The sequence below is a fragment of the Microbacterium sp. RU33B genome, from assembly GCF_900155915.1.
Lineage (GTDB): Bacteria > Actinomycetota > Actinomycetes > Actinomycetales > Microbacteriaceae > Microbacterium.
This window is the reverse complement of the sequence record NZ_FTPO01000003.1, coordinates 59,998-86,027: the sequence shown is the minus strand read 5'-3', so window position 1 is coordinate 86,027 and position 26,030 is coordinate 59,998. Positions and strand designations below refer to the sequence as shown.

Sequence of the window (26,030 nt, the reverse complement as noted above, 5' to 3'; positions counted from 1 at the left end):
CTTCTCATGCTGCGCGGTGTCAGAGACGTGGCGCAGGTGCTGCACGGTGACAGCGATGGTGTTTTCACCACAGATCCACCGGCGCGGCGGAAGACCGACGCGATTGTGTGGTGGATATGCCGTGGGGGCGGCCTGTTCGCAGGACGATCCCTGTGTGTGGCCCCACGCCCCACCGGATGCCGAGGCACGCGGGACGGCGCGCGTGAGCGCACACCCGCCCAATGATACGCGGTATTACGGACGCGGGCAAACGCGCGTCCGGGTGCTGCCGCGGGTCAGCCGCGGTCCCATGCGAACGTGCGGGCGAACTCCTCGTAGCGGGGCCGGAAGCGCTCGTACCCGGCCATGTCGAGGGTGGACATCTGCATCAGGACGACGCCCTCGGGCGATTCGAACGCGTAGCTTCCGCTCACGACCTGCGCGAGGGGCTGATCGGCATCCAGCGGAGAGTGCCGCTCGACGTAGACGCCTCGGTCGCCGGCGTCGGCTTCGATCTCCTGGACGATCGGCGGCACGTAGTCCCCCGAGCCGTCCGCGCCGGCCAGCTCGCGCGCGCTCGCATCGCCGATGTCGCTGCGGACCAGACCCTGCACCGCGACGAAGAACAGCGGTCCGTCGAGCGTCTCGAGCCAGATGTAGCCCCCATCCGCCCCACCCGCCTCGAGTTCGCGCGCGACGAACGCGAACGTGTCGGCGAGCGCCGTACGGCGCTGACCGCGCCGCGTGAAGAGCCCGAGGTCGTCGGTCAGCTCTGCGGCGAGCGCCGCCGCCCACGCCTCGGCGTCGGCGAACATCTCGCCTGCGCCGAAGCGGGGGATTCCGATCCACCCCTCCGGATACTCGATGCGGTACCGCTCATCGGTCATCGGATGCCCGCCCCCTGTGGTCGTCGGCGCCGGAGGGCCCGCCCCGTCCCGGGGGGAAGCGAACCGTGGTGAGGAAGGCGTCGACGAAGAACTCGCATGCCGCGACGATCTCGGCGGCGCCGTCCTGCGGCACGACGATCTCCGCGAAGAACACGAGCCACTCGCCGTCCTCGGCGGGGCTCACCAGCGTCGTGATCCGCCGTCGGGGCATCTCGGTCCATTCGCCCGCCGCATTCCGGGCGCCGGCGACATCGGCAGCGATGCGGACCGCAGGGCGCCCACCGACGTCGATGAAGCGCGCATCGGGGGCGGATGCCGCGAAGGCCGTCAGGTGATCGCCCGCCGGCCGTGCGGGGTCGAGCACCGCCGGCGAGGGCGCGACCGTCATCGTGACCGGGATCGTGACGCCACCCGTCGGCGCGATCGGCATCCACAGCTCGTACGCGTTCCCCCTCGCCCGCGCGACCATGTCGGCGAGCAACCGGCGCAGCTGGACGCGTGCGAGATCCCGGCGGCCGGTCTCCACGCCGCTCAGGATGACCGCGACGGCGCCGTCGACCTGAGCGTCGACGGTGTCGTCGAAACGGAACCGCACCCATCCCTCGGGCAGCAGCACCGCGAGGGAGGGAAGCCCGCGCAGCTCAGCCACGACCGCGCTCCCGTCGGCGTGCCGCCGCACGGGGTCCGGGGGCCCGAGGGCCCGCGGCACCGTCGTGCGGTGCGCGCGCTCTGGCGCGGAGCCGGACCTCCGACGGGAAGAGCCAGAAGGCGTAGCCGCGGGCGAGTCCTGCGCGCGTCCGCTCGTCGAGGCGATCCGCGGTGGAGCGGATGCACACCGTGGCGAGCACGGCGGTCACCAGGGCGATGGCGCTCCCCCACCCGTACCCCCACACCGGCATGTCGCTGTACCGACCGGCCGTGACGGCGAAGCCGAGGAGGATGATCAGGAACCCCGCGCCGGCGTGCATCCGGAACCACTCGGGCGTGGAGAAGACCCCGGGGCGCAACGGGGTGACGTCGCCTCTCGGCGTCCACCAGCGCCGCGGCGACCAGCACACGAGCAGGGCCACGAGGATCACGGCGGCCCACCCCGCGGCCCACCAGGCGAGCCAGGGGCCGAACGGCACGGTGCTCATGGCGCACGGGACGGCACCCTCCAGGCACGCGTCCTTCTGCGCGCGCGTCCACGCGATCGCCGCCGCGAGCTGTCCGCCCAGGGGGACGAGCACCAGGGCGACCGTGGAGAGGACGGATGCCACGGCGACGATCCATGCGGCGATCCTGCCGACGGTCTCGCCCTTCGTCGCTGCGGTCATCACCAGGTGCCGTAGTGGCTCACGACGGCCGACTCACCCGACCCCATGCCCGCGACCTCGGGATCGCCGTAGAGTCGCCAGGGCAGGACCGCCTGCGGGAGTGCTTCGGACATCGTGCCGTTCAGCGCGATGCCGGCGATCGTCGTGATGCCGTTGACTCCGGCGACCGCGGCCAGGGCGCGGGTCGCCGTGTCGGCGGCCGCCGGGGCGACCAGCGCCCCGTTGAGCTTGAGGGTGGACAGCGCGTGCACCTGCGCCCACCTCCGGGGGTCGACCCCGACGACCTGGAGCGTCTGGAGCGTCTTCTGCGGCATGGTCGTCGTCGTCGCGCTGCGCATCGCAGCCTGCACCAGGCGATGGGAGCCGCCCCGGGTCGCCCCCGGGAGCGCCCGGAGAGCGGTGACCGTCGCGGTCTTCGCGCCGGTCGCCGCGACCTTCACGATCGCGCCGGCGCCGACGAAGTTCAGCGCGGCCATGCCGATCAAGAGGATCGCCTCGCCCGTCGTCATGTTGCCCGTCGCCGCTTGGAGGGCGCTGTTGGCGAGGGTGTAGACCAGGTTGACCGTGATGATCGCCAGGGCGATGAGATTGAGCCCGGGCACGAGCAGCGCGACGAAGACCGCGATCGCGGCGAGGCCGCTGAGGATGTTCCCGATGATGTCGAGGACGTCCTTGTGCTCCGCGACCCACTGCGACACGTCGTCCCAGAAGCCGTCGTTCAGGTCTCCGCTGTTCTCGACGAGCCGGACGTCGGCGATCGCCACCTCCGCGGCGCTGTCGCGGGTCGTCACGGCCGTGGCGACCCGGGCGATCGCGGAGCTCACGCCGCCCTGGGCCGCGGACTGCTTCGCCTCCCACGTCGAGAGCTGCGAGCGGAGGTGGGGGAGGTTCGCGGGAGGGGTCGCCGGATCGGCGATCCTGTCCTCGTAGTACCGCACCCAGTAGTTCGCCGTGGACTGCGAGCCCTCGGCCGCCTCGGCGTCGCTCAGCGCGGCCGCGGACTCGGCCTGGGCCGCCTGGAGCTTCGCGGCGTAGGCGATCATGGCGTCCCCGACCCCGCGGTACCGCTCCTCGGCCATGCCGATGCGGCGCGCGACCTCCTCCGCCTGGCCGCGGATCGCGTCGATCGACTCGGCGCGGCCGAACTCGTCGCCCAGCGCACGGGTGAGGTTGCTCGCGGCGCGGTCGATCGCGTCGGCCGTTCCCACGTACATCCGTCCGATCGTGAGGACACGACCGGGGTCACCGGGCACCGGATCGGATCCGTAGCCGACCGGGCTCCAGTCCGTGGGACGGCTCATACCGGCACCGCCGCCATCCGGGGCGGGTAGGTGTCGGCCTGCTCGGTCAGCGCCTTGGCCAGCTCCTGGTCGGTCTGAGAGAAGCCGTCGACGATGACGGCGAGGTTGTCGCGGACGACGGCCAGCTGCTCCGCGAGCTCGCTGCGACGGTGATCCCAGTTGTCGGCGAACGCCTGCACCCGCTCGGCGAGGGCCGCATGGCCCACGGCATCCGCGAGCCGATCCGTGCGCGCGGTCGCCTCCGTGAACTCCGAGTGGATGCGATCCACGTCGATGCGTGCGGCGTCGAGCACGAGAGTGTCGACGATGAGCTGATCCATGGCCCTCCCCTTCGGCACGAGCGAAGGCCCCATCGGCGCAGCCGGTGGGGCCTTCGTTCAGATCGTCAGCTGCGGATGGCGCTGGCGAGCTGCGTGTCGGTGTCGCCGAGGGCGGATGCCGCCGCGTTGAGGAAGTCGGAGAGTCCCTGGAGTCCGCCGATCGTCTGGGTGGCTCCGGTCGTGAACTGCGTGTACGACTCGTGGAACGCGCCGGAGGCCGAGTCGGTCACGAAGCCGCTCGCGACGAGGTCGCCGATGAGGCGCTGCAGCTCGTTGAGCTTGTCCTCGAGGATGCCCTTGCCGGTGACGAGCTGGCCCGCAGCCGCCGTCATGTCGCCGTACGTCACGTTGATGTTCGCCACGATGTACCCCTTAGTCGTCCTGATCGAGTGCGGTCCCAGGCTAACAAGCCTCCGGTCGCGATACGACCAGGCGATGTCCCCTTTCCGGGGGACACCGCCGCCTCAGCGCGTCGTCGCCAGCGCGACCTGCACGCGGCCCGCCTTGCCGCCGCCGACCAGGACTCCGCGCCCCTCGGGGAAGTCGCCGCGCTTGACGCGCGGAAGGCTGGTCTTGAGGATGACGTCGCCGTCGGCCTGGTCGGGCTGCAGCAGCAGTCCGCGGCGCGCGTTCTTGAACTCGCCGAACAGCGGCCACGACGACACCCACGACGAGGACTCCGCCTCGGCGACGACGAAGTGCTCCTCGCGCTTGAACTGGCGCACCATGTCGACCAAGGGGGTGTCGGCCGGGGTCTGCAGGTAGTCGCCGATCGACTCGATGAGCACGACGCAGCGACTCTGGCTCTGCGGATCGGCCACGATCGACAGCAGCATCTTCGCGAGGGCCGCGGCCTCCTCGGCCGAGCCCGCGGTCGCGGCGAACCGCGGATCGCCCGCCAGCGGCGATCGGCGCGGTCCGAAGAAGTACACGGCGTGCCCCGGCAGCGCGAACGCGCGCTCCGCGATGACCGCGAGGGCGTTGGAGCGGCCGCTTCCGGGAGGACCCGCGACGACGAACGCCCCGGTGGGGATGATCGCGGCGGGTTCGAGGGTCTCCTCGGCGAGCCCGATGACGATCCCGTGGTCGCGCGTCGCCGGGAGCGAGTCGAGGCGCACGACGGCGGGAAGAGCCGGGATGCCGGGGGCGGCCGTCGCGCCGATCTCGCGCAGCCGCGCGGCCAGCGCCGAGAGCGCCGCCGTCTGGTCGGCCGCCGCGGAGCTGCCTCCGAGGATGCCGAGCTGGGTCTCCCTGCCCTGCACCATCGCGCGACCGGCGGGAGAGTCCTCCGTCAGGACGTCGGTCGGCACGTCGAGAGCCGCGTACGCGGTGTCGTCGGCCATGCGCAGCACGACGCGACGCTGGATGCCCGAGGCGATCGCGCTGGACAGCGACGCGAAGCGGTCGCTCGTGAGCACGACGTGGATGCCGAGCGGCCGGCCGAGCGCGACGACGTCCTGGAAGACGCGGTACCACTCGTTGCGTCCGACCGGGATCTCCCAGTTCTCGCGGAAGGCGCCGAAGTTGTCGATGAGCAGCAGGATGCGGGGCTCCCGCTCGTTGCCGGGCGTCAGGCGGAACTCCGAGATGCTCGTGGCCCGGGCATCCGCATACAGCCTCGCCCGGCGATCGATCTCGCCGCGCAGCATCCGGAACAGGCGCATGATGCGCTCGTCGTCCTCTCCGGTGACGATCGCGCCCACACCCGGCAGCTCATCGAGGGCGCGCAGCGCGCCGGCGCCGAAGTCGAGCCCGTACACGAACACCTCCGAGGCGTCCGCGAGCGCAGCCGCCGCCGCGATCGAGCGCAGTGCGACGGACTTGCCCGCGCCGCCCGTGCCGAAGACGGCCATATGGCCGTCGACATCGGGCTGGAACGCCACGACCTCCTGGGCCTGACGTTCGGGGATGTCGCCGACGCCGAGCGGCAGCCTGTCATCGGTGCGGCTGCGCAGCTGCAGCAGATCGATCGCCGTCGGCAGCTCGTCGAGCCACGGGCGCCGCGGGGCGGGCACACGAGCTCGACGGGCCGCCTCGGTGACGATTCCGACCAGGCGCTCCTGATCGGTGGGGCCGAGATCGCGCTCCACCGGCGCCTCGTCGTCGCTCGGCGCGGTCCACGGGGCGGCGATGCCGAACGGCATGTCGGCCACCTCGACCCGCGCGGGCTCGGCGACGGTGCTCGACCATCCCCCGGCATAGCCGGACTGGAAGCGCTCCAGGCGACCGGGGGCGGTCTTCGCGATCGCCCGTCCCGGGATCGAGGGGTCGAAGTGCGCCGCGTCCTTCTCGCCGATGACGTCGTGCGAGTCGGACTCGTCGGCCATGCGCAGCGCGATGCGGAGGTTGGTGTTGGCGCGCAGATTGTCGCGGATGACGCCGGCGGGTCGCTGGGTCGCCATGATCAGGTGGATGCCGAGGGAGCGACCGCGCTGAGCGATGTCGACGACGCCGTCGACGAACTCCGGCACCTCCCCCACGAGGGCCGCGAACTCGTCGATGATCAGGACGAGGGCGGGCGGGGCATCCGGATCTCCGCGCTTCTCGAGCTCGAGGAGATCCTTCGCGCCCTTGCGGTGGAGGAGCGCCTCGCGGTGGTGCAGCTCGGCCCGCAGGCTCGTGAGCGCGCGGCGCACGAGGTGCGGCGTCAGGTCGGTGACGAGTCCGACGCAGTGCGGCAGCTTGACGCACTCCGCGAAGGCCGAGCCGCCCTTGTAGTCGACGAAGAGGAACGTGACCCGGTCGGGGCCGTACTCGGCCGCCATGCCGAGCACCCACGCCTGGAGGAACTCGCTCTTCCCGGAGCCCGTCGTGCCGCCGACGAGGGCGTGCGGGCCCTGCGTGCGCAGATCGAGGTGCATCAGTCCGAGCGCCGTCTGGCCGATCGTGGCGCGCAGACGCCCGGCCCGGCGACGCGTGGCGACGCGCTGCCCCGGCGTGCGGTCGGTGATCGAGTCGTTGGCCCGCCAGCGCTCGAGCACGGCGTCGGATTCGGAGAGGAGCTCGGGGTCGATCAGACCGACGAGGGCGACGCTCTGCGGCAGGTCGGACACGTCGTCGACCGGCACGTTGGCGTCGACCACGCGGCTGAGGCTGCGGGCGAAGCCCTCCGCCTCGGCGCGGCTCACGCGATCCAGCACCGGGGCGGTGAGCGCTTCGCCGAGGCGCACGAGACCCACGACCGGCGGCTGGGCGGGATCGGGGGCGACCGCGACGAACGTGCGGCAGACGGCCGGGAGGAGCGTCGCGTCACGCGCGACCCACACGGGATACACGCCGACATCGGCGCCGCGCTCCGACAGGTCGACGATGCGGCCGCGATCGCGCGACGCCTGGTCGGAGATCACGACGACGACCGCGGGCAGCGGCCGCGGCGCCCGGCTCGGCCCGCCGGCGCCCTGCCCGACCTTCGCGCCCGCCTCGAGCGCCGATCCCTCGGCCGAGATCGCGCCACGGGCCTCTTCCCGTGCACGCTTGACCTCCCGCTCGCGGGCCGCGATGAGGTCTTCGAGGTCATTGAGCAGGGCCGCGACGGCGGGTTCCGTGGCCGCCAGATGGTTGCCGCTGAAGGGGCTGTGCGGCGAGGTCGCGTGCGGGAGCCACTTGAGCCAGTCGAGCGTGGCGGCCCACTCCGGCGTGAGGGCGGCCGTGACGATGAGCTCGGCCGGCGAGTGCAGGCCGGTGAGCTGCACGAGGACCGAGGCGACGACGTCGGCCGCGGCCTCCTTCTCCCCCGCGATGCCGATCGCCCCGGATTCGCCGAACTCGACGACGATCGGCACATCGTCGACAAGACGATGCTCCTCGGCGACGGCGTCGAGGCGCTCCTGGAACTCGAACAGGAGATCGCCGCGCTGATCGTCGTCGATCGTGTTGCGCGAGGGCATGGACGCGGTGCCGAGCCGGAGCGACAGGAAGTTCCAGTGCTCGGGCCGGCGGGTCCACAGGAGAGGACTCAGCTGCGTCGCGGCCGAGAGCACCTCCGCCGAGGAGGGGATCTCGGCGACGCGCAGGCGCTGCTCGATCTTCTTCTCGCCCTCGAGCCGCTCGGCGAGCTCTGCGAGGCCCTCATCGAACCTCGAGATCTGCTTGCCGAGCTTCTTCTTGTCGCGCCGGCGCGTCGTGATCCAGGCGCCGACGAGCATCACGGGGGTCATCGCGATGAACAGCAGGGTGAGCGGACGGCCCGTCAGGGCGAACATCGCCCCGCCGAGGAGGACCGGGGCGATCATCGCGAGCAGCGGGAACGGCTGGTCCTCCGCCTCGCGCGGGACCTCGGGCACCGAGAACGTGCGCCCGTTGTAGCGCTCCTCGACGCGGGGCGAGCGGTTGAAGTTGACCGGGCCCACCTGGTCGGCGCGGCGCGCGGCCTCGTGGGCCTCGACCTCGATCAGCAGCTCGGTGCCGCCGACGAGGATCACGAGGCCGCCGGTGACGCGTGCCCGGGCGACGAGCTCGCCGTCGATCTCGACGCCGTTGGCGGAGCCGAGGTCGACGACCTCGACGCTCTGCCCGACGTCCACGCGCACGTGGCGCTTCGACAGGTAGGGGTCGGCGAGCACGACGTCGGACGACGGGTCGCGGCCGATCGTGTGCGAGCCCCGGCCCAGGACGGCGGAGAATCCGGCCTGCGGACCGCTCAAGACGGTCAGCGTCGCCGTCGCGCCCGCGTGCAGGTGCGGCAGCAGGTCGGCGGCGTCGGCCTCGTCGACGAGCGCGACGGACAGCCCCGAGGCGAGCCACTCGTCGCCGATGACGGCGTCCGGCGGCAGGAGGCGCCACTGCGGAGCGACGGGCGACGCCGTCTGCAGCGTGTAGCGACGCTCGGGGTCGTACGACCGGCGCGGGTCGGCGGCGGCGACCCGCGCCGCGATGTCGCGGACCGAGGCGGTCGGCTCCGCGGTGACGACGACGTCCTGCGACGATCCGTCGTCGCGGAAGAGGGTGAGCTTGACGTGCACGGGAGGACTCCTCAGCCCGCGAACGCGAGCACGATGACGGCCGCGACAGCGGTGATCAGGACGATGGATGCCAGGACGACGACGGTGGCGGCGCGGCGGCGCGCACGCCGGCGGGCGACGGCTTCGGCGGCGACGCCGTCGAACGGCGCCTGGGGTGTGCGGGTCGGCAGCGGCGCGCGCTGCACCTCGGCCACGGGCGGATACGCGGCACGGGCGTCGTAGACGGCGTCGGCGGGACGCGGCGAGAGCGCGCGCCGACCGAGCGCCGCAGGGACGTCGCCGGCGACCGTCGGGGGGAGCGGGCGCACGCCGACGCCCGCGACCGTCACATCGAGATCGGGCGCCGCCTCGCGCGCCGCCGCCTCGGCCCGGCGACGCGATTCGCGGCGCACGACCATCGTCGAGCCCGTCTCGGCGTCGATCTCGGGCGCCGGCTGGCGGAGGCCGGGTGCGCCCGCGTCGTCGGCGGGCCGGCGCGAACGCCGGGTGGCGTCGTCGAACTCGTCCTCCGCCAGCGGCTCGGTCGGAACTCCCCCGCGCCGGACGAACAGCGTGCCCTCGTCGAGGTCCTCACCGTCCGGCGAGGATTCGGCGTCCGACGTCACGCGTCGCTCCGCTCCAGCCGGATCTCGGCGTCGCCCAGCAGGAACCGCTCGCCCGCCTCGGCCTCGACGCCGGCCGTCGCCTCGACCTCGGCGCCCGCGGCATCCGTCAGCAGCACGCCGTTCGTCGAATCGAGGTCGACGATGAACCAGCGTCCGTCGCGCAGCTCGACGCGCGCGTGGGTCTTGGAGACCGTGCGGGTGTCGTCGTCGATCGCGATGAGCTGGGCGTGCGGGTACGCGGGGTCGCCGACGGGGCGACGACCCAGGATGAGCACGTCGGCGGTCACGGGCACGGACCGTCCGGATGCCGGCACGAGGGTCCACGGGGTGCGCTTGCGCCGCGTCACCACGGTCTCGTCGAGGTTCTCCCCGTCGTCCTCGGGAACGTGGGGGCGGGTGTGCAGCGCCGACACCGAGGCGCGCGCCGAACGGGGCGACCCCGCGTCGGGGGCGCCGGCGATCGCCGAGACGGGACCGGATGTCTCGGGGAACGCGTCGCCCTCCGGAGTGGGCGACAGGGCAGGAGCCCACGGCTCGCGGCCGACGGTCTCGACGCGGGCGGGAACCCGGGTGACCGGCGGGAGCGGCGGCACGGAGACGTCGGGCGCCGCCGCACGCGGCACGGCGGCGATCGGGCCGGGTGCTCCCGGCTCGGCTGCCGTGACGGCATCCGTCATCTCGTGCGCGTCGACGGGCGCCGACCAGGCGGACGGATCCTCGCGCGGCTCGGGCGCGGCGGGCAGCCCGAGGTCGTCGTCGTCGGCGGCATCGGCAGCCGATCGGCGTGTGCGGAGGGGACCGGGGGCACCATCGACGGGTGCAGTCGGGGGAACGGCGGGCGTCACGGGCGTGCCCGCCTCGTCCTGCGATGCGGACGCGGGTGCCGGCGGAGCAGCGGGGGCCGCGGAGGCCGGCACGGTCGGCGGAGCGGGCACGGCGGGGGGCGGCGGGAACGACGCGGGGGTCGACTGCGGCGCCGACACCGGAGCGGCTCCAGGGCCGGCCGGCGGCGGGGTCGGGGCGCCGTAGGCGCGCGGCGGCTGCGGCATCCATCCCGACGGGGCGGGCGCGCCGGGGGCGGGCGGGATCGGACCCGTGCCCTGCGGAGGCGGACCGACGGGAGCGGCGAAGCCGGGAGCGCCGGACGGGCGCGCGGGGCCGTACCCGGGCGGAGGGGCGATGGGCGGGTAGGCGCCCGGCGCCCCCGCGGGGCGGGCGCCCGCGGCGAAGCCCGTCGGGTCGTGCGGGAGTCCGGACCGCACGGGTCCGCTCGGAGCAGGCGTCTCCCGGCCGACCCAGCGCGACGAGCCGAAGCCGAGGATCGTGGCCCAGACGGGGAAGAGGAGCGCAGCCAGCACCGTCATGCCCGCACCGTGCCCGAACGAGACGTTGATGCGGTGGTACGAGATGATCAGCACCACGACGAGCACGATGTTCGCGATGGGGACGAGTCCCAGCAGCACGAACCACCCCGAATAGCCGCCGAGCTGGAGCAGCACGATCGTGTTGAGGATCGGCACCCAGGCCTTCCAACCCTCGACACCGGACTTCTGGAAGACGCGCGACAGCGCGAGCCCGATCCAGACGTACAGCGCGACGAGGATGACGACGTAGATCACACCGCCCAGGACGGCGACGGACGGGTCGATCGAAGGATTGCTCATGGTGTGGTGTGCGCGAGGTCGGAGCCTCGTCGCGTCCCCCTCTCGACGGTGCGCAGAGTAGAGCGGCGGCCCGCGGCCGGCGCCAGCTGACGGAAGAACGATCTCAACGATACGGTCGCGGCGAGCCTCTTCCAGAACCCGCGCTCACGAAGCAGCGTACGGCGCTCGGTCTCGACGAGATCCCAGTACGCGTCGACGTCGGACTCGGATGCGTCCGGACCCGCGAAGACGGCCCGGTCGGCGCCGTCGGCGAGCGCCGGCCCCGCCGACGTGCCGAACGACGCGGCGAGCTCGCCGCGGGTGAGGGAGGCCGGAGCATCCCGTCCCGCGTCGACCGCGGCATCCACGAATTCGTCCCAGCCGCCGGCGATCCGGCCCGCGGGGTCGCCCTGCGTCCGCCGGGAGCGGCGGCGCGCCGCCTTGGCCCCCACGATCACGAGGAGCGGGCCGAAGACGATCAGCAGCAGTCCCAGCGCGATGCCGCCGATGCGGAGCGTGGGAAGGAGCCAGGCCAGATCGATCGCGGCGTCGGCGTCATCGATCTCGCCCGTGAGCGAGTCCTGCTGCACCGGGTCGGGCGGCACGACCTCGTCGACGCCGTCGGGGCGGACCTCGGTCGCATTGAGCGGATCGCGCTGCTCGGTGACCTCGAGGCTCGGCGACTGCGCGTACTGCGGCGTGGCGTCGACGGCGATCCATTCGCCTTCGGCCGACTGCACCTCGGTCCACACGGCCAGGTCCTGCGCGCGGCAGGCGCCGTCGACGCACGTCGGCAGTCCTGACTCGGCCGACGACAGCCGGGCTCCGAGCACGACGCGCGACGGGAATCCGAGCTCACGGGCGATGAGGGCGACGGCGACGGCGAACTGCTCGTCATCTCCGACGGCGGCGACGAAGTTGCCGGATGCCTCGGCGCGCGGATCGGCCTCGCGGGTGAGGAGCCGGTCGAACATGGCGTCGATCCGGGCGAGCGAATGCCCGGCGGCGCTGGGCTGGAACGTGTAGTCGGAGAGGTCCTGCGTCCACACCGGCGGAGAGTCGGTCGCCGCGGTGAGGCCGTGGCTGAGGTATCCGCGCTCTCGCAGGAGGTCGACCAGCCGCGCCAGAGCCGCACCTCCCGTGCCGGACCTGTGCTCCTCCACCCACGTGGCGAGGCGGTCCGGGGCCGCGACCCGGGGGGAGACGCCGCCGGGCGCGTCGACGGCGGCGAGATCGGATGCCGCGGGCACCACGACGTCCAGCTCGTACTCGTCGCCGGCGCGCAGGCCGCCCGCCGCCGTCTGGACGCCCGCCTGGGCGGACTCGCTGTAGTAGAACCGGTCCGCGAGCGACGCGGACCGCGCGCCCTCGAAGGTCGCCGATGCGACGCGGCCGGCCGTCGGCATCCAGATGCCCGTGAGACCGTCGATCGTCACGGTGAGTTCGAGGGACGTGCCCTCTCCCGCGTCCAGCGCGGACGGGACGCGCACGAAGCGCGCCTCCTGAGCGGACTCGCCTCCACCCGCACGGAACACTTCGCCGTCGTAGGTGTCGAGCGTCGCGATGCGCATGCGCTCCGGCAGGGGCCCCTCCCCCGTCACCGTGAACAGCACGCTCTGCGCACGATCGTCGGTGAACTGCGCGCGGTACGCGCTGAGCGGACTGACGGCCGCCGACACGTCGATGTCGGGTCCGGCCGCCGAGCGGAGCACATCGCGGTCCAGGCCGCGCGCGGCGAAGGGAACGATCGCGACCGCCGCGACGACGGCGACCGCCACCATCCCCACCCCGAGGGCGCCGCGGCGGCGGTCGGCGGAGGACGGTCGACGCGACACCCGCACACCGCTCGAGGCCGCCGCGCGCTGGAGGGCGTGCACGCGTTCGTCGCGGGAGCGCCAGGCGAGCCAGAGAAGGGCTGCGAGCAGCGCCGAGATGCCGATCGCCGTCTCGACCGGCGCATACAGCGTCACCGGACCCCACGTGAGCGGGGCACTGACGCTCGTGCGTCCGAAGAACAGCCCGAACGACACCATCGCGAACCCGACGGGCACGGAGAGGAACGCCAGCCTCCCCGTGCGCCACGACAGCAGCAGAGCGGCGCACGTCCCCACCAGGAAGATGACGAGGGCGGGCACGAGGAGATTGCGGTACGACCCCACCGGGAGATCGACCGTCACGAGGTCCTTCCAGGCGAGCGCGACGCCCGCCGCCACCTCGCGGAGCCCCAGGGCCAGCTGCGCAGGCCCGCCCAGTCGCGACGGCACGGCGAGGGGAACCCCGAGCAGGAGGATCGCCCCGCCGAGGGCCGCCGCGACGAGCCAGGCGCTCCATTCCCGCCGGTGCGCGACGGCCGCGATCGCCGCGCCGACGACGGCGCTGACGGCGACGAGCACGATGAAGGCCTCGGAGCGGTAGATGGGCCAGGCGGCGGCCGCGGCGATCGCCACGACCGCCGCGACGAAGCCGCTCCCCACCCAGATGCGGGCGGGGATGCGTTCGCGCGAGATCCGATGCCTCGCCCGGTCGGACATCACGACCCCGCCCCGCGCAGCAGGAGGCCCGAGAGATCGTCCAACGTGCCGACCGTGAGGACGGTGAGCCCCGAGAGCGACCGCGTGCGAGGGTGCGCCCGCTCGTCGCACACGACCGCGATCACGACGGTGTCGGCCGGGAAGGCGAGCGCCGCCTGCCGCAGACGGGTGAGACCCACCTTCGACCCCACCACGACGACGGCGATCGACAGCCGCTCGTTCGCCTCCGACGCGAGCCGGCAGACCTCTTCGACGCGCATCGTGTTCTCCAGGCGATCCACCCGGCTGAAGCTGTCGAGCATCGGACGCGGCGCGGATGCCTCGACGTGCGAGATCGCGCGGAGCCTGCCCCGCACGACCCGCGGGATCTCGGTGCCCACCACGATGTCGAGGTCGCGCGCGTCGCGCACCGCGCGCAGCCCGAGCGACGCGGCGGCGCCGACGGCGAGCTCGAACTCGTCGTCGTCGAGGTACTCGGCTTCGGCGATCGCGAGCACCACGGCCATCCGCGAGCGCCGGGACTCCTCGTACTGGCGCACCATCAGCTGACCGGTCTTGGCGGTCGACTTCCAGTGGATCTGCCGGCGCGAGTCGCCGGGGGCGTACTCGCGGATGGCGTGGAACGACATGTCGGCGTCGACGAGCCGCCGCGTCGGTGCGCCCTCGAGGTCACGGATGAGTCCCGCACTCGTCGTCGGCAGCTCGACGGTGCGCGGGTGCACGTACAGCTCGTGGACGTCTTCGAAGGCGTGCTCGCGACGCAGCAGCCCGATGGGGTCGCTGCGCACGGTCGTGGCGGGCCCCACCGTCACCACACCGCGACGGAGATTCGGGATGTCGAGGGGCTGCGACACCGAGTGTCCCGGTCGCAGCAGCGGGACGCCGAACTCGACGAGACCGGCGCCGACGGGGATGTCGATGCGGCCGGGGAGTGCGTAGCGCTGCCCGTCGTTGCGCACCACGATCTCGCCGTCGATCCCGTCGCCCGCCACGATCCGCTCATGCGCGAGCGAGAGGTCGACGTCGTAGAGCCGCGCACCGAAGAGGAACGGGACGCTCATCGCCAGCAGTGCGAGGGAGATCGAGCCCGCGACGATCCATTCGACCCACCCGAAGGCGAGACCGAAGCCGAGCCCCGCCGACGCGGCGAGCGCGACGACCGCTCCGGCCGGGCGCACCGTGCGCGCGCACCAGCCCGCCACGGCCGTGGCGGCCGCCGCGATCGCCCGCAGGGCGCGCGTCCACCACACGACGACGCCCACGAGGGCGCGGCCGCGCCGCGTCGTGGTCGTGACGTGGGTGCGCGTCGTCGCCGCACCGGAGCCGGTGGATGCCGACGTGCGGGTCAGACGGGACTCGGTGAGGCTCATACGACCTCTCTGCGCGAAGGCGGTGCGACGTCGAGCAGCACCTGCCCGATGACGGCCTCCTGCGTGACCCCGTCGAACTCCGCCTCGGGATGCAGCAGCAGTCGGTGCGACAGCACCGACACGGCGAGCGCCTTGACGTCGTCGGGCGTCACGTACGTGCGCCCCTGCGACGCCGCGCGCGTGCGCGATGCGCGGGTCAGCGAGAGGGCCCCGCGGATGCTGACACCCAGGCGCACCTCGTCGGCCGAGCGCGTCCCGTCGACGATGCGGGCGATGTAGTCGAGCACGAGCGCGTCGACGTACACCTGCGCGGCCAGGTCGGCCATGCCGACGAGAGCCTGCGGCGTGATGATCGGGCTGAGATCCTCGGTCGGCGTCGCCGCTCCGTCGAGGATGCGGACGGTCGCGGCGTGATCGGGGTACCCGAGCGAGGTGCGCATCATGAAGCGGTCGAGCTGCGCCTCGGGGAGGCGGTAGGTGCCCGCCTGCTCGACCGGGTTCTGGGTCGCCAGGACGAGGAACGGCACGCCGACCTGACGCGACACGCCGTCGATCGTGACGCGCCCCTCCTCCATGACCTCGAGGAGCGCGGACTGCGTCTTGGGGCTCGCGCGGTTGATCTCGTCGGCGAGCACGATGTTCGCGAAGATCGGGCCGGCGTGGAACTCGAATGTCCCCGTCTTCTGGTCGTACACCGTGATCCCGGTGATGTCGCCCGGCAGCAGATCGGGGGTGAACTGGATGCGGGTGTTCGTGCCCTGCACCGACTGCCCCATCGCACGCGCGAGCGAGGTCTTGCCCGTGCCGGGGACGTCCTCCAGCAGCACGTGCCCGTCGCTCAGCATCGACGTGAGCACGAGCTCCACCACACGACGCTTGCCGAGCACGGCTCGCTCGACGTTGTCGGCGATCTGGCCGAACGTCTGGGCGAACCACGTCGCCTGCTCTTGCGTGATGGTCATCGGCATCCTTCGGATCTCACGGGGGTGTTCACGGTGTCGCCTGGGGGGTCACGGGTCGGGGACCGGCTCGGGCGGGAGGTTGGGCGTGCAGTTCGCCGACATCGACCCGGTCGCAGGATTCAGCCTCCACGCCTGCGCCCACGATGCCGTGACGCCCACGCGGTCGACCGACACCGCGCCGACCGGCACGATCCACGTCCCGGCTTCGTAGGTCAGCTGCTGACCGGCGGCGTCGAAGAAGCGGATGCGGGAGTCGTCGAACGCGAAGGTCGCGGAGCCCTGCGGCGTCGTCGACGCGCTGCCGTTGCGGGGCAGAACCTCTCCGCCCGCGCAGACGCCGAGCGACCATGTCGCGCGGAGCTGGTACGGGGCGCTGCCCGGGGCCGCGACGACGGCACCCCAGCCCGTGACGCGGTCGGGGCGGGACTCATGGACGTAGCGCACCTGGAGCCCGGGGTCGGCGTCGAAGCGCGACATCGAGAGCGGGTCCATGTTGAACTGCGCGTAGTTGCGGTTCGGAAGCGCCTCCGGCGACGTCGGCAGCGTGCGCACGCGCCATTCGGCCCTGTTTCCGGCCACGACCGGCGTCGCCGCGATGCGGAACGTCCACCCTGTCGGCGCCGCGGCCGACTGCTCCGCGAACACGGTGCCCGCCGTGCCCGACTGCCCGAAGCTCTCGCCGCCGTACCAGGACTGCACGCACATCTCGAACCTGTACTCCTCGCCGCCGCGGAGTCCCGCGAAGGTGGCGGAGGAGCCGGAGCCGGAGACGACGCACCGCTGGCCTTCGCGCACGATCCCGAAGCGCAGCTCGGAGCCGTCGCCGTTGGGGGTGGCCGCGGCGGTCGCCGTCACGCGGACGGTGTCTCCGGCGGTCGCGGTGGCCGCGAGCGTGAGCGCGGGGTCGAGCGGAGCGCCGATGCCGTTCGCGAAGACCGTCGCGGCGTTGCCCGTCGGGCTGCCTCCCAGACCCGGCGGAAGCTCGAACCGCGAGTACGGGACGACGGATACGAGGGTCGAGGCGTTCGACCCGACCCGGTAGGACGGAATCGAGACCTCGGTCTGACCGAGCCCGACCGGCACTCTGACGGTCTCGCCGGTGGCGCTGGAGACCTCGATGCTCCCGGTCTGCGCCGGCTCCAGACCCGACACGAGGAGCGATACGACACCGCCCTCGCCGCCCGTCACCACGGGACGGGCGGTGACCTGCGAGGGGGCGGGTGGGGCGTCGTAGGCCCACGCGACCGCCGTGACACCCGTGCGCGATTCGCCGACCGCGTTGACCGCCGTGGCCTCGTACGTGCGCTGCTCGCCGTTGGGGGCCGCGATCGGCGGGCACGTTCCGTCGGCGGCGCACTGCGCCACCACGACCCCGCCCGATCGCACCGTGAAGCCCGTGAGCGCCGGGTATGCGAGACGCGACTCCCCGGCATCCACGCGCAGAGTGAGCGATTCGTCGGCGAAGCCGGTCTGGACGAGCGCCGCAGGCGCCTTCGGGTACCCCTGCAGATCGAGCAGGAGCTGACCGTCGCGCTCGGACGCGGATCGACGCCCCTGGGCATCCTGCACCGTGAACGATGCCGAACAGGTCGTCCCGGGGGCATCCGGCGTCCACGAGGCGAGCACCGACGACGCTCCGGCGAGCGCGAACGAGATGCCGGCGCAGGCGCCCGTCGGACGCACGTCGACGACCTCGAGCGGCGTGCGCGGGAGCGGGTTCACCTCGCCGGCGGCGCCGATCACCGACACCACGCACGACGTGCCCGCGCTCTGCGAGCACTGCAGCGTCGTGGAGCCTCCTTGCGGAAGCGAGGAGGGCGCGGCGCCGACGCGGAGGAGGAGTCGTGCGGGGGTCACTGAGCTGTGGCTGGTCACCGAGACGAGCGCGACGTCCTCCGCGCCCGGCACGGCGCGGTCGGCGCCCGTGATCGTGGCGAGGGAGCCCTCGAGCGACACCTCGAACATCGAGCCGGGATAGGCGACCGAGTACGCGATCCCCTCCCAGTCCTCGCGATCGAGCTGCCACGTCGTCATGTCGCGCAGATCGAAGGTGCGCGTCTCGCCCGGGCCGACCGTGACCGATGCGGGTTTGAGCGCCGGCTGAGGATCGAGTGCGCGCACGGTGATCGGCACGGCGAGCAGGGTCCAGTCCTCCTGGCCGGCGATGCGGACGGGGACGAGGCACGAGTCCGCCCAGGGCGCGCCGGCGCCCGCGGTGTAGCGCACCTGGGTCCCGGACTCCACGACGCAGGATGCCTCGCTGCGGGCGCCCGACACCCGCAGGTCGGTGCCGACCTCGAGCGTCGATCCGCGCGGCGCCGCGACGAGCTTCTTCATGTCGAACACGACCGACTCGAGCTCGGTCACCTCGGGCGGCACGGCCGTGCGCCGCAGGGCCAGCGACACGTCTTCGTCGCCCGGCACGCGGAGGAACGCGTAGGTCGTGATGTCTCCCGCGGGTCCTTTTCCCGTGACGGCGAACGGGATGATCCGGGTCTTGGCCGGCAGGGCGCCGCTCAGCTCCCGCCCGTCGACCTCGACACCGCGCGGCTCGCCCCACAGCCCGACCTGGAGCTCGGACACGTCTCCCCCCGACCACGAGACCTTCTCGTCGAGCACGTCGACGCCGCGCACGAAGTCCTCGCGGTTCTCGGCCGTCAGGACGGTGTCGTCGACGACCGGGTAGTCCGGCACGCTCTCGCGCACGACCTTGACGACGATCAGGCCGCGGCCGGTGTTGCCCGAGGTGGACTGCACGTCGTAGAGGAACGACATCGTGGTCGGCTCCGTGCCCGCCTCGATCACGACCTGCGTCGCGTCCGCGGAGCGGATGAGGCCCTCCAGCCTCGCGTACTCCAAGTTGTCGCCGCCGTCCGCGAAGGTCTCGGGCAGATCGGGGCGCACGTCGGTCAGCTCGAGACGGCCCTGGGTCGGGTCGATGTCGTTCGACAGCGGGCTCACCCGGATCGTGCTGTCGACGCCCGCCTGCACCTGCACGTAGTCGGTGAAGGTGATGGGGCTCGGGTTGGCCTGGGCGTCGAGCACGCCGACCCGCACGGTGCCTTCGCCGGTCGCGCCGAAGGCGTCGACGACGCGGAACCGGAACGACACCTGGCCGCTCTGCCCCGTCACGCTCGAGTACACGATCGACTCGCCGTCGGCGGAGATGGTGGCCGAGCCGAACTCGGGCTGCGTCATGATGCGATCGAGCGTCACGACATCCCCGTCGGGATCCATCCCGAATCCGTCGAAGTCGATCGAGGTCGCCAGCCCCGACAGCACGCGCCCCTCCATGGTCTCGGGCAGCGGAGCCCGGTTGGACTCGTCGGCGAGCACCTGGATGCGCACGGTGGCCGTGTCGACGAGGGACGGCGACCCCGGCGTGTACACGCGGTAGTCCACGCCGTAGGGGCCGGGCTCGGTGGGCGCGAGGTAGCGGATGACGTCGCCCGAGGCGAACGCGAGCGCGTCGGGGCTCGTCGAGGTCACCGCCGAAGGATCGAGGGTCGGTCGTCCGCCGGCCGGCGCGATGTCGTTGTCCAGCACCGGGATGTCGATCTGCGAGCCCGCGCGCACGACCACGGTGTCGTCGACGGCGATGGGGGCGAGGGCCGGGGCGACGGGGAGGAGGTACACCGTGGCCTCGCCCGTGACGCTGGCTCCGGCATCCGCCGTCCCGTCGCTCACCGTGTAGGTCACGGTCCCCAGCCGGCCCGCCTGGTTGGTGGCCGTGGTGCCCGAGACCCGGAGATGGTTCTGCCCCACCGCGTCGACCGTGAGGCTCGCGCCGTCGGCCGCGGATGCCACGACGTCGCTCAGGAGCAGGACCCGGCGAGTGGGATTGGAGACGACCTCGAAGACGTCGAGCGTCGCGTCCTGCTGAGGGTGCACGAAGGCCACGACGGGCGCGGTCGCGAGCTGCGCGGGAGCGTCGGCGGCGAGGATCGTGATGCGGGCCGTGCCGGTCGCCTGCGACGTGCCGTCTGTCACCGTGAAGCCCACGCGGTAGACCCCCGGGGCCTGCGGCGAGAAGTCGAAGGCGGTCGTGCCGCCGACCACCGTTGCGGTGGCCGCGTCGTCGTCGAGCACGCGGACGGACTCGAGCGACATCGTGCCGGTCGTCCCCGTCACGTGGGGCCCGACGTCGACCGAGATCCCGGCGCCGATCGTGTCGACGAGCGCGAACGACTGGGCGGAGAGCTTCGGCTGCGCCGACACGCGGATCACGAGCGACTTCGTGGAGGTCTGCCCGGTCGTGTCGGAGACCGTCACATCGAGCGGGATGAGCTGATCGCCGCCCTCGCCGCTGTCGGCGTGCTGGTACACCACATCGCCGCCGGGCGTCGCTGCGACGCTGCCCGAGCCCGATCCGTTGGAGACCGAGAGGAGGAAGAGCGGATCGCCCTCCGGATCGACCCAGGCGGGGAGGACGGGGACGGTCACGGTGCCGCCGCGGGAGACCTCCGGCTCGGGCCAGGGGATGAGGCAGCCCTCCACGCCGCACCACTGCGGCGCCGAGTCGACTCCGGCCCCCGCGACGGTGAGGGTCACGGTCGTGGGCTCGGAGCTCAGACCGGGATCGGCGGTGCCGTCGGTGACGGCGTAGGAGAAGGTGGCGCTGCCGCTGGCACCCGGTGCGACCTGCACCGCGAGCCGCTGGGCGTCGTCGGTGATCGTCAGCGTCCCGAAGCCGGGGTCGAGTCCCGTCACCGTCGTGGGGTCGATCGAGAGCACGTCCTCGTTGGGGTCGTGGTCGTTCAGCAGCACCGGAAGCGTGGCGAGGGCGCCCGCCCGCACGCCGAACGTGTCCGCCTCGGCGACGGGCGGCTTCGGATCGATCACCACGGGCGCCTCTTCGAGGCTGGGCTCGGCATCCGGATTCGTCTCGTCGTCGAGCGACCAGTCCTGGCTTGACGTCACCAGGGCGCCGTCGGGGACGGTCCACACCCACCCCGTACGGGTCTCGTTCAGGATGACAGCGGTGTCGCTCTCGACGAAGACCGGCCGGATCTGATCGGGCAGTTCACCCCCGCCGTAGTCGAGCGGCACCTGCTCGCCCGTGCGGGAGTCCCACAGCCGCCCGCCCGTCGCCCCCGCATCGAGCCAGGCGGCGTAGACGACCCCGTCGTGCACGACGGGGGTCGCGGGGGTTCCGATCGCGGTCGTCTCCACCCCGACGATGCGACGCGGCGACGACCCGTCGCCGGGTACGCGCACCAGGCCCGTCTCGTCGGCCAGGTAGACGGCGTCGCCGTCGGGGTCGGGCTCGGAGACGACGACCGCTCCCGTCGTCTCGGCCGTGATCGGGGCGTTCGCGCCCTCGACCCACACCTCGCCGTCCTCCGCGTCGATCAGCACCCACGCATCGCCCGCGGCCGAGATCGTCGGAGACCTGAGCCCGTCGGCCGAGACCTCGTCCCGTGCCCGCACCGCCCCGTCGAGGATGTCGTAGGTGAGGACGGCCGCGTCGTCCTGCGAGTAGGCGAACAGGATGCCGCGGTCGTCGATCGCCAGCGCATCCGCCGTGTACTGGGGGGCGTCGTCCTCGTCGGAGGGGAACGGATCGAGCTGGTTCGCGGACTGATCCGAGAGGCGCCCGACGTGCACCGTGCCGGCGTCGGTGAGGTACGCGACGAAGTCCCCCGCGACCACGACGTCGGTCGTTCCCGCGGGGGTGGACGGCGACGCGCGCAGCGCCTCCTCGTCGAGGTCGACGGGCATCGCCTCGTCGATCGGCGTGAGCTTGCTCCAGCTGTCGGAGAAGAGGTACGCACCGCCCTCCCCCTGCACCACGGCGCTGGGATTGCTGACGCTGCGCACGGTGTCGAGCTCGCCGATCGTCGTGTTGACGCGGGCGTAGCGCCGCGTGTCACCCGACTGGATCGCCCAGACCGACGTGTCGACCTTCGGGGTCTCCTGCGCGTCGAGGCCGGGCCAGACGATGGATGCCCCCACCACGAGTGCGATCGCGGCGCCGCTGCCGACGAGGCCGATCAGCGTTCCGCGGCGCATCAGAATGCGCCGCCCGCGAGGGCCGCGGCGACGGCGACACCCGCCGCCACGACGACGGCGCCCCCGATGCCGAGCCAGAGCCACGGAACACGCCGGGTGCGCCGCTGCTTCGGCGCCGAGATCTCGGTGTCCTCATCGCGCGCGAGGGACGCGACGCCGACGCCCGGTCGGGTCTTGCGCCGCTCCTCCCGCTCGATGCGGCTGCGCGGGGCGCCGCGGAGAGCCGCATCGGAGAAGTCGACCGAGTCCGACGCGCCCGCCCATTCCTCGGTCGGCACCTCGAGCGGTGTCGGGGAGATCCCCAGCTCGGTCTGCACCGCGCGCAGCGCCTCGGCGAATTCGCGGGCGGAGGAGTACCGCTGGCGCGGATCGCGGTTCATCGAGCGGGCCAGCACATCCTGCAGCGATTCGGGCACGTCGGTACGAGGGATCCGGGTGTACGTCGCCCGCGCGATGCGGCGACGCAGCTGCTCCTTGGTGTTCTGTCCCCGCTCGCGTCGTTCGAACGGGCTGTGCCCGGCGAGGAGCGAGTAGATCGTCGCACCGAGGCTCCACACCTCGCTCTCGATCGTGCCCGCCGTCTGCTCGGCGACCACTTCGGGCGCCGACCACGGGATCGACATCGCGAGCATCTCGTCGGCGGTCTCCTTCGTGAGCGAGGACGAGATGCCGAAGTCGGCGAGCACGGGGGCTCCGAAGGTGGTCACGAGGATGTTGCTGGGCTTGACGTCGCGGTGCACGAGCCCGGCGCGGTGGGCCGACTCGAGGGCGTTCGCCATGCGGACCCCGATGGAGATCACGTCGTCGACGGGGAGCCGCTCGATCCGATAGCGCTGCGATAGCGAGCCCGGGCAGAACTCCATCACGATGTACGGGCGGCCGTCGGCCGAGATCCCGGCCTGGTAGACCGTGACGATCGACGGGTGCGCCGACAGATGGGCGAGCACGTCGGCCTCGGCGTTGAACATCCGCCGCATGTCGGCGTCGCGCACATCCGCCGGGAGCACCTTGACGGCGACGTTGCGCCGGGGCATGTCCTGCTCGTAGAGGAAGACGTCGGCGAATCCGCCGGAGCCGAGCGGTCGGATGTAGCCGAGCCCGGGCAGGATCGGGGGCGCAGACGGCAGGCGTGCGGCCACGGCTGCCTCCCCAGAGAAAAGTGACCTCCGCCGCACCCCACGGCGGAGCGCGCAGAGATGCGCGAATCCAGCCCGGCCATGCTAACAAAGACGGCTGGAATACCCTGTGGGGGATCTGGGGATAACCCGTGTCAGAGCGGTGGATGCTCGCCCGGGTCGAACGGCGAGTCCAGCGACCTGGTGAGCTCTTCGAGCATCGCCTCGATCTGCGGCTCGACGTACTCCGCGACGGCCTCCTGGATGCGCAGCCGGTGGTGCAGCAGGATCGCGCAGACTTCGCGGCCGACCATGTTGGCGTAGTCGTCGGCGAGCCCGACTTCCTGGCGGAGCGCGGCCTTGGCCTCGTCCGTGAGGGGCGGCAGATCCGGGATGCCGGCATCGGCCTCCTTCGCGAGGCCGGAGATCGTGAACAGGAACGGCGAACCCGGAACCGGGTCGGGGTCGAGCGGGAGTCCTTCGAACTCCGGCTCGAGGCCCTCCGTCGGCCGGTACGAACGCGCCCGGTTGCGGGCGGCCTGCTGGTCGAGCTCGGTCTGGAGCATGGGGAGGTTGACGGCGGTGTACTCGGCGACCGCATGGTCGACGATCGCCTTCACCCGCGTCGAGAGGCCGTGCTGCACGCCGTGCGGCACATCCGAACCCAGACCGGCGGCGGACAGCACGGGCGAGCCGAAGCACCGCCGGCAGGGAGCGACGCGGCCGCGGTGGGTCGACGGCTCCCAGCGCGGAAGCCACTTGAGCCAGGCGTCCACCGCCTGGCTGACCTGCGTCTCGAGCGAGCGCTCCACGGTCACAACCGTACTGCCGTGACGCCGCGGAGGGCGGGAGGCGGGGGCGCACCGGATGCCGCGGCGCGGCGTCACTCGTCGAAGGGATCCTCCCACGGCCACCGCGGTCGGTCGCTGCGGGTGCGCACGAGGGCGACACCGCCCCAGCCCGCCACGAGACCCGCTGCCGCGACGACGACGCCGAACCCGCTCGCCGCGACCCCGCCCGCGGCGGCCGCCGCCGCACCCAGATCGGCTCCGGAGAACGCCGCTCCGAGCCAGACACCCGCGACGTAGGCGAGGAACGCGGCCACGGCGCACCCGAGCGCGCCGAGATACGTCGGACGGCGCCGGATCGCCGCCCACAGCGCGGCGGCGAACGCTGCCACCGCGAGCGCCGTGCCGAGGATGCCGGGCACCTGCCCGAGCCCGCGCACCGCGATGACGTCCTGATCGAGGGCGAGGCTCAGCATCCCGAGCCCGGCGATGAGGAGGGCGACGAACGAAACCGTGGCCAGGGCCAGCGCGACGACGGGGCGCACCCCGTCCGGCCGCGTCGGCCCGGTCATGGGCTTACGCGCGAACGAGCTGCGGGCCCGCTTCGAGCGTGCGCTCGTACTCGCGCTGCGCTTCGACGTTGAGCTCCGTCACGCGCTTGCCGCGCGAGGCGACCCACGCGCCGAACCAGATCGTGAGCTCGCGGCCGATGACGAACGCGGCGATCGCGAGCGGAGCGAGCAGCGACGACTCCACGAGCGCAGCGCCCTCGCTCGCGGTGAGCAGCCAGAACGGCGCCTGGAACAGCTGGCCCAGGATGTGTCCGCCGTACGAGGCGACACCCACCAGGAGACCGAAGATGACCCAGGCACCCCAGCGACCGCGGTTGATGATCGCGCCGAGCAGCCAGAACGCGACGAAGAACACGACGACGGGAACCCACAGCGCCCACGTTCCGACGGCCTGCAGTGCCTGCTCGCCGATGTTCGCGGCCGTGACGTCGCCCGTGATGGCGCCGAAGCCGAGCCACGCGGCGAGGTAGAGTACGCCGAAGCCGAGGGCGGCCAGGACGCCGATCGCGCCGGCGGCCGCGCGGTTGCCCTTGGGGCGCGGGGCCTCGGGCGCCTGCACGAAGATGGGCTGCGCCGCGACCGCGGCGGGTGCGACGACGGGAGCGGCCACCGCGGGCTCGCTCGGGGCGACGACGACGGTCTCGGCCTGGTCTGCGGCCGGCGCGGCGGCGGCGGGCTCGACCACGACGGTCTCCTCCTCCACCACGACGGGCTCGACGACCTCGCGCTCGACCACGACGTCATCGGACGTGTCGTCGACGTGGCCGTAGATGGCCGGATCGAGGTCGGATGCCTCGGCGGCGTCACCGCGACGCGCAGCCTCGGCCTCGGCGAGGGTGTCTTCGACGCTCAGGGCGCCGTGGTCTGTGTGCGTGGGCTCCTCGATGGGCTCGCCCAGGGACGACTTCGGGTCACTCATCGGTTGCGCTCCTCACGCGGAGTCGTTTCTCCGCAGGGCGAGGCTATCCCGCGCCGTCCCCCGCGGCCGGGAGCCTCGCCGCGGTGTTTCCCAGTCCGTCCGCAGGTATCGTGGCGGCATGACCCGCCGTCGACGCCTTCTGCTCCCGACCATCGGGACCGCCCTGCTCCTGGTCGCAGCGCTCACGGCCTGCGCTCCCGACGCGCCGACGCCCTCGGCATCCGGCAGCTCCACGCCCGGATCGGCGACGGCGAGCCCCGGGCCGACCGCGACCGGCACGCCCTCCGCGACGCCCAGCCCGTCGGCGACGGCCACCGGCGAGATCGCCCTGCCGACCGACTGCCGCGCGATCCTGTCCGAGGCCGTGCTGACCCAGCTCGAGGGCGTCCCCCTCAACGACCCCGCGTGGGGGTCGACCGGCGTCCAGGCCGACGGCAGCCTGAAGTGCATCTGGGCCCAGCCCGGAGCCGACACCACCGGACTGACGACCGTGATCTCCCGGATGAACCGGGGGCCCGCGCTCGATCTTCTCAACAAGCTCGCCGCCGAGCAGGCGTTCACCTGCTACCAGCCCGACGCGGGCACCCGGTGCGAGAAGACCTGGCCGAACCCGACGTACCCCGTCACCGACGGGCGCACGCTCTACTGGCGCGACGGGATCCTCATCGACTCGACGTACTCGAACCTCTCGCCCAGCGGCTACACGGCGAGCATCGTCGACAGCGTCTTCGCCTGAGACCGGTCGAGGC

General features: G+C 72.8%; 18 protein-coding genes. 1 reads left to right on the top strand and 17 read right to left on the bottom strand.

Going from position 1 to position 26,030, the window contains the following annotated elements; genetic code table 11:
- Nucleotides 1-275: 275 nt before the first annotated feature.
- The 17 genes from B0B14_RS13775 to B0B14_RS13695 all read right to left on the bottom strand — a co-directional run bounded on the left by B0B14_RS13775 (nt 276) and on the right by B0B14_RS13695 (nt 25,281).
- Nucleotides 276-866: a hypothetical protein gene (locus B0B14_RS13775; RefSeq protein ID WP_076682905.1), complete on the bottom strand. Its 591-nt coding sequence runs from the start codon at nt 864-866 to the stop codon at nt 276-278.
- On the bottom strand, nt 856-1,515 hold the full coding sequence (locus tag B0B14_RS13770) for a hypothetical protein (protein WP_143733732.1): 660 nt from the start codon (nt 1,513-1,515) through the stop codon (nt 856-858). The genes B0B14_RS13775 and B0B14_RS13770 overlap by 11 nt, the downstream gene beginning before the upstream one ends.
- Nucleotides 1,508-2,182 carry a hypothetical protein gene (locus B0B14_RS13765; protein ID WP_076682901.1) on the bottom strand — a complete coding sequence of 225 codons (675 nt, stop codon included), beginning with the start codon at nt 2,180-2,182 and terminating at the stop codon, nt 1,508-1,510. Before B0B14_RS13765 ends, B0B14_RS13770 begins: the two co-directional genes overlap by 8 nt.
- The gene (locus B0B14_RS13760; RefSeq protein WP_076682899.1) at nt 2,182-3,483 is read right to left on the bottom strand and encodes a hypothetical protein; all 1,302 of its coding nucleotides are present in this window, start codon (nt 3,481-3,483) and stop codon (nt 2,182-2,184) included. The genes B0B14_RS13765 and B0B14_RS13760 overlap by 1 nt, the downstream gene beginning before the upstream one ends.
- Entirely contained in the window at nt 3,480-3,803 is a 324-nt protein-coding gene (locus tag B0B14_RS13755) for a hypothetical protein (protein WP_076682897.1), read from the bottom strand. The genes B0B14_RS13760 and B0B14_RS13755 overlap by 4 nt, the downstream gene beginning before the upstream one ends.
- 65 nt (nt 3,804-3,868) lie before the next feature.
- Nucleotides 3,869-4,165 (bottom strand): WXG100 family type VII secretion target, encoded by a 297-nt coding sequence (locus B0B14_RS13750; RefSeq protein WP_076682895.1) that lies wholly within the window; start codon nt 4,163-4,165, stop codon nt 3,869-3,871.
- Between the two features lie 102 nt (nt 4,166-4,267).
- Complete coding sequence (locus tag B0B14_RS13745; RefSeq protein WP_076682893.1) at nt 4,268-8,764, bottom strand: type VII secretion EssC family protein; 4,497 nt, start codon at nt 8,762-8,764, stop codon at nt 4,268-4,270.
- An 11-nt stretch (nt 8,765-8,775) separates the two neighbouring features.
- Nucleotides 8,776-9,369, bottom strand: a complete 594-nt coding sequence (locus tag B0B14_RS13740; RefSeq protein ID WP_076682891.1) for a hypothetical protein — start codon at nt 9,367-9,369, stop codon at nt 8,776-8,778.
- Nucleotides 9,366-11,033, bottom strand: a complete 1,668-nt coding sequence (locus B0B14_RS13735) for a DUF5684 domain-containing protein (RefSeq protein ID WP_076682889.1) — start codon at nt 11,031-11,033, stop codon at nt 9,366-9,368. The genes B0B14_RS13740 and B0B14_RS13735 overlap by 4 nt, the downstream gene beginning before the upstream one ends.
- The gene (locus tag B0B14_RS13730) at nt 11,030-13,543 is read right to left on the bottom strand and encodes a transglutaminaseTgpA domain-containing protein (RefSeq protein WP_076683578.1); all 2,514 of its coding nucleotides are present in this window, start codon (nt 13,541-13,543) and stop codon (nt 11,030-11,032) included. Before B0B14_RS13730 ends, B0B14_RS13735 begins: the two co-directional genes overlap by 4 nt.
- A complete protein-coding gene (locus B0B14_RS13725) occupies nt 13,543-14,913 on the bottom strand; it encodes a DUF58 domain-containing protein (protein WP_076682887.1) in 1,371 nt (456 codons plus the stop codon). The genes B0B14_RS13730 and B0B14_RS13725 overlap by 1 nt, the downstream gene beginning before the upstream one ends.
- Nucleotides 14,910-15,875, bottom strand: coding sequence for an AAA family ATPase (locus B0B14_RS13720; protein ID WP_076682885.1), 966 nt, complete (start codon nt 15,873-15,875; stop codon nt 14,910-14,912). Before B0B14_RS13720 ends, B0B14_RS13725 begins: the two co-directional genes overlap by 4 nt.
- Before the next feature lie 48 nt (nt 15,876-15,923).
- Nucleotides 15,924-21,887 (bottom strand): Ig-like domain-containing protein, encoded by a 5,964-nt coding sequence (locus B0B14_RS13715; protein ID WP_076682883.1) that lies wholly within the window; start codon nt 21,885-21,887, stop codon nt 15,924-15,926.
- Nucleotides 21,887-23,026: a serine/threonine-protein kinase gene (locus B0B14_RS13710; RefSeq protein ID WP_076682881.1), complete on the bottom strand. Its 1,140-nt coding sequence runs from the start codon at nt 23,024-23,026 to the stop codon at nt 21,887-21,889. The genes B0B14_RS13715 and B0B14_RS13710 overlap by 1 nt, the downstream gene beginning before the upstream one ends.
- A gap of 131 nt (nt 23,027-23,157) precedes the next feature.
- On the bottom strand, nt 23,158-23,814 hold the full coding sequence (locus B0B14_RS13705; protein WP_076682879.1) for a spermidine/putrescine ABC transporter substrate-binding protein: 657 nt from the start codon (nt 23,812-23,814) through the stop codon (nt 23,158-23,160).
- 71 nt (nt 23,815-23,885) lie between these two features.
- Entirely contained in the window at nt 23,886-24,362 is a 477-nt protein-coding gene (locus B0B14_RS13700) for a hypothetical protein (RefSeq protein WP_076682877.1), read from the bottom strand.
- Nucleotides 24,363-24,366: 4 nt separating this feature from the next.
- Entirely contained in the window at nt 24,367-25,281 is a 915-nt protein-coding gene (locus B0B14_RS13695; protein ID WP_143733731.1) for an ABC transporter, read from the bottom strand.
- Nucleotides 25,282-25,399: 118 nt separating this feature from the next.
- Here B0B14_RS13695 and B0B14_RS13690 point away from each other — a divergent pair, with 118 nt between their 5' ends.
- Nucleotides 25,400-26,017, top strand: a complete 618-nt coding sequence (locus B0B14_RS13690) for a hypothetical protein (RefSeq protein WP_076682875.1) — start codon at nt 25,400-25,402, stop codon at nt 26,015-26,017.
- Nucleotides 26,018-26,030: the final 13 nt, after the last annotated feature.